General features: G+C 50.2%; 8 protein-coding genes and 1 tRNA gene. All 9 read right to left on the reverse strand.

The genetic code is table 11. The annotated features are described in order from the left end of the window. Window positions 1-5: 5 nt before the first annotated feature. Entirely contained in the window at window positions 6-824 is an 819-nt protein-coding gene (gene folP, locus PHS46_01650) for a dihydropteroate synthase (GenBank protein MDD3905217.1), read from the reverse strand. After that, complete coding sequence (ftsH, locus tag PHS46_01655) at window positions 805-2682, reverse strand: ATP-dependent zinc metalloprotease FtsH (protein MDD3905218.1); 1878 nt, start codon at window positions 2680-2682, stop codon at window positions 805-807. The genes folP and ftsH overlap by 20 nt, the downstream gene beginning before the upstream one ends. A 56-nt stretch (window positions 2683-2738) precedes the next feature. Then, window positions 2739-3737, reverse strand: coding sequence for a tRNA lysidine(34) synthetase TilS (gene tilS / locus PHS46_01660; protein MDD3905219.1), 999 nt, complete (start codon window positions 3735-3737; stop codon window positions 2739-2741). A gap of 18 nt (window positions 3738-3755) precedes the next feature. Then, entirely contained in the window at window positions 3756-4220 is a 465-nt protein-coding gene (locus PHS46_01665; GenBank protein ID MDD3905220.1) for a hypothetical protein, read from the reverse strand. 2 nt (window positions 4221-4222) lie between these two features. Then, window positions 4223-5506 carry a hypothetical protein gene (locus PHS46_01670; GenBank protein ID MDD3905221.1) on the reverse strand — a complete coding sequence of 428 codons (1284 nt, stop codon included), beginning with the start codon at window positions 5504-5506 and terminating at the stop codon, window positions 4223-4225. Continuing rightward, a complete protein-coding gene (locus tag PHS46_01675; GenBank protein MDD3905222.1) occupies window positions 5503-6024 on the reverse strand; it encodes a hypothetical protein in 522 nt (173 codons plus the stop codon). Before PHS46_01675 ends, PHS46_01670 begins: the two co-directional genes overlap by 4 nt. A 7-nt stretch (window positions 6025-6031) precedes the next feature. Further along, window positions 6032-6457 carry a hypothetical protein gene (locus PHS46_01680; protein MDD3905223.1) on the reverse strand — a complete coding sequence of 142 codons (426 nt, stop codon included), beginning with the start codon at window positions 6455-6457 and terminating at the stop codon, window positions 6032-6034. Further along, window positions 6435-8117, reverse strand: a complete 1683-nt coding sequence (locus PHS46_01685; GenBank protein ID MDD3905224.1) for a GH3 auxin-responsive promoter family protein — start codon at window positions 8115-8117, stop codon at window positions 6435-6437. The genes PHS46_01680 and PHS46_01685 overlap by 23 nt, the downstream gene beginning before the upstream one ends. A gap of 48 nt (window positions 8118-8165) precedes the next feature. Then, window positions 8166-8242: transfer RNA gene (locus PHS46_01690), tRNA-Met, on the reverse strand. Window positions 8243-8474 lie beyond the last annotated feature (232 nt).

An 8474-nucleotide genomic window follows, 5' to 3' on the forward strand; every position in this document is an offset into this window, starting at 1 on the left:
ATCCTTTATGTCCTTAAGTTCAATATCCTGCGGGTGACCTCGAAAGCATCCGCGGCTTCTCTTACATCGTGAACTCGCAGTATATCCGCGCCTTTAGTTACAGCCACAACGCACGCGGCTATAGTTCCCGCAAGCCGGTCGGCCGCAGGCCGGCCGAGTATATTTCCGATAAACGATTTTCTTGAAACCCCGACGCATAACGGCAGGCCGAAAGCTTTAAACTCTTCCAGTCTATTTAATATTTCTAGATTGTGATTTAATGTTTTGCCGAATCCTATACCCGGATCGATTATCAGTTTATCCGTCTCTATCCCGGCAGTGCGGGCGACACAAAGTGATTCCCGCAGGCCGGTCTTTATCTCGGCAATAAGGTCACGATACCGCGGCGCTTTCTGCATACTCTTCGGCGTGCCCTTCATGTGCATCACTATAACGCTCGCCCCATAGCGCGCCGCGACGGCCGCCATTGCCGGGTCGTGTTTCAAACCGGAAATATCATTGATGATCCGCGCGCCCGAACGAAGCGCTTCCTCGGCAACCTCCGACTTCCGAGTATCTACCGATATGACAACATCGCAACGCTTCGATATGGCCGTGATGACCGGGATAACCCGGGAGAGCTCCTCATCCGCGCTCACGTCGCGCGCCCCGGGCCTGGTCGATTCGCCGCCTATATCTATGATATCGGCGCCGTCGCGAACCATCTTCATCGCGTGGACTAACGCGGAGCGTTTATTAAAATACTTTCCACCGTCGGAAAATGAGTCGGGGGTCGTATTAAGGATCCCCATGATGCAGATAGGTTTAAACTTCCTTCTTTTCATCGGCTTTGAATCCGGTGAGCTCCCTTATCTCCCCAATCTCCATTATCTCTTTTTCCAAAAGCCGGTCCGCTAAAAGTTTTAATTTATCCTGATGTTTAATAAGCTCGCTCTTCGCGCGCTCATAGCATTCATCTATTATTTTACGTATTTCCTGGTCTATTACGAGAGCGGTCTGGTCGCTATAATTGCGCTCTTCCATTATGTCGCGACCCAGGAATATCTGTTCCTCTTTATGGCCGAATGTCAGATGCCCCAGTCTCTCACTCATACCGAACCGCGTAACCATTTTACGCGCCAGCGCCGTAGCGACCTCGAGATCGTTCTGCGCGCCGGTCGACACTTCGTGGAATGTAATCTCTTCGCTCGCCCTGCCGCCGAGAAGTCCGGCGATCCTACCGAGAAGCTCTGTCTTCGAAACGATATAGCGGTCTTCGATCGGAAGCCGTATCGTGTAGCCGAGCGCCATGCCGCGCGGCAATATCGAAACTTTATGCAAAGGATCCGCGCCCGGGATTATGAGCGCCAGCAAAGCGTGCCCGGATTCGTGATAGGACACTATCGCCTTTTCAGGTTTAGATATTATCTTCGATTTCCTCTCGGGGCCCGCCATGACGCGCTCCATCGCTTCCTGCAGTTCGCTCATGGTCACAGTCTCATTGTTCCGACGGGCGGCAAGAAGCGCCGCTTCGTTCACAAGGTTCGCGAGATCCGCTCCGGAGAACCCGGGTGTCTGGCGCGCTATCGTCTTCAGATTAGTTGCCGCGTCGAGTTTTACGTTCTTCGCGTGCACTTTCAGGATCGCCTCGCGTCCGACGATATCCGGCATATCGATAACGATTTGGCGATCGAACCGTCCCGGACGAAGAAGCGCGGGATCCAAAACATCCGGCCTGTTGGTAGCCGCGATGAGGATAACGCCTTCCTGCGTATTAAAACCGTCCATCTCGACTAAAAGCGCGTTCAGCGTCTGCTCTCTCTCGTCGTGGCCGCCGCCTATGCCGGCAAATCTCTGGCGCCCGACAGCGTCGATCTCATCGATGAATATGATAGCTCCCCGTCCGCTCGTCTTTGCCGAGCGCTTCGCCTGCTCAAAAAGGTCGCGCACCCTCGAGGCGCCGACGCCCACGAACATCTCCACAAAGTCTGAACCCGATATTGACAAAAACGGTACGTTCGCTTCGCCCGCTACGGCCTTGGCTAAGAGCGTCTTGCCGGTGCCCGGATGGCCCATAAGCAAAACACCTTTCGGTATTTTCCCGCCGAGCCTCTGGAATTTTCTGGGATCCTTCAAAAATTCGATAACTTCCTTTAATTCTTCCTTGGCTTCGTCCACACCGGCAACGTCGGCAAAGGTTATTTTAAGATTCTGATCAGAGGCGAGCGTGGCGCGGGATTTACCAAACGCCCATATCTTCCCGCCGCCTGCTCCGCCCGGAGAGCGATACGCGAATATCCACAGAAACAGGATAAACAAAAACATCGGCCCGAGCGAATAGAAAAGATTTACCAAAAGCGTCTTCGGCGGTTTTATGTCGAAGGTCTTGACATTCTCCCTGAGAAGCCGCATAAGATCCGGATCGTTCTCCGGGATGTTTACGACAAACTTCTCACCCGTCGACAATTCCCCCTTTATTATATTCTCTATTTTTACCGCGGACCTTATCTGTTGTGAAGCGGGATTGTCTTTCAGAAGCCCGAAGAACCCGGAATACGCTATCTCCCGCGTAGGCTTTTCAATACTCTGATTAACGGTTCCGAAAAGATATATAACACCGAGTATCATGAACATCCATATGACAAAATTACCGACGCTCTTCTGTTGTTTCGAAGGTTGTTTTTTATTATTTCGTTTAGCCATTACAGCACCGCTCCTTTTGGTTCATATCTTAACAAAATTAAAATTATAAGGCAAGGTTATATTATGCGGAATATAAGATGCGTTGCCGTGCGTCCGGCCCGTACACTTCCGGGCAAGTCCACGGAATTGCCTTTTCTGCCGGTACGTATCAATGCTTCGATCTCTTTCCAATGCCTGAAGGACAATTTCTTGACCTCACCCCCCGCTTTTTCCAGGGAATCCCTCAATATCTCTTTCTGTATCGCCCTGGGCTGGACGATAATATCCTTCAGCGCCATCTCGACAACGCGTCCTTTCACGCGCACGATGTCTCTCTGGGCGCGAGCCTTCTCTTGAGATATAAATTCAAAATCCTCCCGCAGGTGTTCAGCGAGATTAAATAAGGAACGTTTCAGCCGGGGGTTATATTTTTCTAAAAAAGGCATTATTTCACCCCTTATTACATTCCGGAAATATATAGGCTCGGCATTGGTACTATCGATCCTGTAAGGTATCGACTCGGCATCCAGGTAATCCGTTATCTCGGTCTTTTCGAGCTCTATCAGCGGCCGTATCATTCTAAAAGAGCCCTCGCTTCTGACGGGCGATATACCGACGAGGCCTTTCAGTGAAGCCCCCTTCAGGATTCGCATAAGCACCGTCTCTGCCTGGTCATCCAGCGTATGCCCGGTAGCTATAGAATCCGCGCCGACAGAAGCGGCCGCGTTATTAAAAAAAATATACCTCGCCTCGCGAGCCGCTTCTTCCATGGACAGCCCGCCCGTCTTAGCGCTTCTCAATTTTATCTTCTTATGAATAAACTTCAAACCGAGGGTAGCCGAATATTTTTTTACAAACATCGAATCATCCGAAGATTCTTTGCCGCGGATGCCATGGTCGAGATTGCAGACTACGATCTCTTTTATCCGGAGCTTGTTTTTCAGGCGCGCGAGAAGATGGAGCAGTAGTATAGAATCGGGGCCGCCCGATACCGCGGCCAGGACAGTATCGCCGGATTTGACCATATCATAACTGCGCATGGTCTTAAGAACCTTCTCCACGATATTATTTTTCATTGGATTTCGGAATTACGGTTAGTAGGAGATGCCGCCCCTGGCTTTTACCTCTTCCTTTATCTTTTCTGCGGATGGTCTCGATTCTTCTGTCGTTTGTATTTTACTTGTATCGACCGGCCCCGACTTAGTCAACGCTATAGCCGCCGCGTCCGCGGCCGCGACCTTATCTGCTATCTCGCTACGCATGCGGATCCTGGTATCCTGTATCTTAGCAACCGCCTGAGCGGAGACCTTACGCTCTTCGGCGGATTTTTTCACGCTCGCCTTGATCCGATCCAGCGTCGGCATAATGTTTTCCGGTATGCTATAAACCGTCCCGGCGCTTTCCTTCAAGACCTCTTCTACCGCCGGACGAACAGGCGCTGGAACATTCTCACGTAGCATCTCCCTGACAAAGAGGGCCGCGACAAAAAGTATTATCGCCACCGCCATCGTTATGATAACAGCCGCGCTTTTCAGGTTAAATCCGTCAGGCAGTTTCATTTTTAATCCTCCGCCCACAATACTTTTGCATATATGATCCTGCCGTTCGAATCTTTCGCCGCCGGAAAATACGCCGGCGCGATCAGCGAAAGACGGGCATCGTACTCGTAATCCTTGGTATAACCGGTCACCTTATCTCCCGTATCCGCATTGAAGGTTCCCACCGCTCCCCTGGTAGTTTGCGTTACCCCGCCGTAAAGGTACAAATCGCCTTTAAGGACGGAGTCATAATTGTACACCTCGAACGACCCACTAACCGCGACTATATACGCGTCTATCTCCAGATTATAGGGAGCCGATGAACTCACATAAACGTTATTTTGAGACACGAGCCCGAGAAGATCGCTGGACGATGAATTGACTCTCGGATCGGTGTTGTACAGAATATTGCCTGTCACGTATATATCCGAGGCCGCGCCTAATGTGACGGATCCATTGACTACGCCGGACACGTTTACGGTACCGGTAGATACATAAATAGCGCCGTTTGTAGGAATCGCATAATTGGTAGATGTCCTGCCGTTATCGTAATTAAGTGTCCCGTTGGACAGGAACGTAACGCTCTGCGTATGGAGCGGAGACGTAGCCCGCGTCAACAACAATCCACCCGACGTAGAAGCCGCAGTCTGTATCGAACTCAAAAGACCTAATGATGACGGCGTCTGCATGGCAGTTGCTCCCAATGTCAGCGAATCATAGAACTCGGGATTATCACCCGGAGGGCCTCCATGATAATAATTTATGGCTGACCCGACGCTGGAAACAGGGCCTTCGAATATCGGGTTGCCGCATATGTTAAGACTGTCGTTCGTAAATAACGGCCCGGTTAAATGGTCGCCAGTCGTGAACCATATCGGCGTCTTCCAAAACCAGAAGAGTTCGTTCTCGCTATTGCTGAAATATCCGTATCTGGAAAAAGAGACCTGTTTCACGGTAATGGAAACCTGCCGCGATACGCCGCCATAAGTACCGGTAGAAACTATGCGATAAGTAATCGTACTTCCCGACACCGACGTTACAGTCGCTGAATACGTTCCCGAAAAACCACCGCCGAGCGTAAAAGTACCTGAGGCCGCGGAAGTGCTCCCCCCTCGTAAATCCATAAACTTTTTGGCAAGCCCCGCTTCAGCTATATAATATGCGCGCATTGCTTTTGAGGCGTTCTTTGCGCGAGCGAGGTCATTGAATGAGATAAGGAAAATCGAGGCCAGGCTCAATATCACGAGCACGATTATCACCATGGCAAACACCAGCATGAAACCTTTTTTACCGCGCGCACTGCTCATTTCGAGACGTTCCTTAGGTTAACATAGGTCGTAAGAGAACCCGACGCCGTTCTGCCTGATACCGTCTTAGTAACGGCCAGGTATATCGCCACTGTCTCATTGTCCAAATACCCCGAAGGTTCCCAAAACCGCAGTACTACCGTAGCCCCGCTCTGTGGACTATATACGGTACTAGTGTTGGGGGTCTGCGTAGGGTCTTCGTAGTATATTGTTCCGCTCGACGCCATATAATACTTACGCGTATAACCATCCATGCCGGTAAAATCTACCTCCGTAATGTCGGGAATGGTAAATGAAGACGCTGAACGCAGGCCATACCTGGTACCGCTTTCCTCCAACCCCTTAATAATTCTATTCATCATCCAGTCGACGTCCCTCTGAAGCCCCTGAGCCGTTAACCCGGTAAGATACATGGTTCTGCTTACCACGAACACGCCGACTGCGGAAGCGAATAGTATCACCGTTATTACCGAGACTACCAGCACTTCCACCAGCGTATGAGCGCGTTTTGTTAGCATACTACCCCTAATTTGCCTGCGAATCGTTCGCGATATAAGTACCGCCGTACTCGTAAACAGTTTTTCTTCTACCGAAAAAAGACTCATTCCAGCTTAGCTGGATAAGCACCTTCTTGTAATAGGAGTCGGGTGTGCTGACGGTCACGGTCTGAGTAGCCGTAAGGTCGCCGGAAGTTGTATCCGGAGTGCCCCTCGTATCGAGGGTAACCGTGGACGTACTGCTGGCAATGCCGGAAAAAGAGAGTTTTCTTAAACTCTCGATCTTCTGCTGAATAACATATATAGCCTGCATCTTATGTTTGGCCAATGACCCACAGGCACGGCTGACGACGATAACGTTTACGCCGGCAAGCCACACTATGGTCAGCAAAAACACCGCTACCACAGATTCCGTAAGAGTGAAGGCTCTTTTATTGTTTAGAGTCGATTTCATAACCCTCTATCCGCACTTCTTCCGCGATCTCGAAATTTTTCTGAAAGTTCATATCGCCCGTAAGCTCAGGCGCCTTAAACTGGCCGTCATGCGCGCCATTCGCTATCCTGGCCGCGCGGTACTTTTCAAAACCGCCGGCGCCGACGATCTTCATGACGGGCTCAACCAGAACGCCCTCATTCCTCAAGTCGTTATATTCCCTATTCTCCACGCGCAGACCATCTTCTATGCGCGTGAGCAGGTTTTTCTTAAGACGCGCATCGTAATCCCCGTCGAACTCCACCAGGAAAATGTAACGCCCCGGAGTCGTCGGCTCGATGGTTGCCGAGAAGAACTTTAGCAGCACCCCCGTCTTCTCGACCGCGCCGAGAACCGCCGCGTTAACCTGCGACTCATACATCTTCTCGCCCGTCAGAGAGACCGAGTTCGTGCCTTTCTGCACAAACTCTATTATCGGCACTTTGTTAAAAAATCCGTTCACTGTAATTATATCATCAATATTATATCTATACAACCCGCCCGGCGTTGTCACGATAAGAAAATACTCTTTTCCCTTTTCCAGCTCGTCACACAGGAGAAATCTCTTTTTCGGATTAGCCATCTCATCCTTCGGAATAAACTCGTAGAAGTTGGTCTTCAACGCAAGCACCGAACCTGCGCCGGCGTCGGTCATCGGAATAGAACTACGCGCCTCGGTGGAAAGACATCCGAAGTCCCTGACCGGGACATTGCCAAAAAATTGCGGGAGTTCTTTTAAATACAATTTAACCGTTCCGCCCTTCCAGCATTCGATAAGGACGAGATTGGGCCAAAAATCCTTCGGTAATAATTCCCCCTTATCTGCCAATATCGTTCTCAATTCCTTCGCGCGCGCAGGATTCGGCCTTAAGCGTTTTTCCAAGGACGCGCGGATATCCGGCGGAATATTAAAATTTTTATTGAGTGTACCCTTTTCGATGTCATCGATTATCATATCCTGCCAACCGGCTATCTTCTGGCACAAAAGAACGATGGTTGTAGGATTGAGCGCGGCCACCGTAGAGATATTCGCGGCCATACCCATCCTTAGAATGCAATAGTATCTCGCGGCATAATCTTTTATAGTAAAAACATCATACGGTATAGCGTACATACGCCGCACGAACGCCGGCAGATTCTTGTAAGCATGTCCGCTCTCAGCTCCGTAATAAAGTCCCGATTTCGTAATGCCTTCCGTATCCGGACTTATTATTGCGAGCACTTTACCCTGGAGAATATTAGGGTGAGACTTCATTATATAATATGACCAGAGATCCATCAGCTCGGCCTTCTTGGCGCGCGAAAATTCCGTAACCGGAATATGCTTGGGCTTATTTGTAGTGCCGCTGGTAACTCCGAAGAATACAGGTTTATCCGAGGTAAGAATATTGTGTTCGCCATCCTTCATGCGCTCGATGTACGGGCGTACACTATCGCAATCGCTCATCGGAACAAACTGTTGGTAGTCTTTTATAGATTTTATATTCGCGAAATTGTATTTCCGTCCATACTCGGTGTCTTTATTGCGGTGCAGGTATTCTAAGAGGATCTTCTCTTGTACTCTGATAGGTTCCTTCGTCGCCTCCTCAAAAGCAAGCGCCAAAGGTTCGAAGAATTTTGTGGCGAGCTTTACTATCAGCATAATATATCGCCTTGCGTAAGAGAAATGGTAGACTTGTCCTAAATTCAATGGTAGCGGGGATAGGATTTGAACCTATGACACGCCGGGTATGAGCCGACTGCTCTGCCAGACTGAGCTACCCCGCCACTTAAATCTCACCTACGAATTATTCATCACTGGCTATGCCAGACTGCCCCGCCATCTGTCTTACTCAAGGCGGGGTCCCGCCCCCAGTTATATTCCGGGCGGGAAGCTACCCCGCCACTTAAATCTCACCTACGAATTATTCATCACTGGCTATGCCAGACTGCCCCGCCATCTGTCTTACTCAAGGCGGGGTCCCGCCCCCAGTTATATTCCGGGCGGGAAGCTACCCCG

It is taken from the genome of Candidatus Omnitrophota bacterium, from assembly GCA_028699255.1.
In the GTDB taxonomy this organism is placed as follows: Bacteria; Omnitrophota; Gorgyraeia; order 2-01-FULL-45-10; family 2-01-FULL-45-10; genus FEN-1322.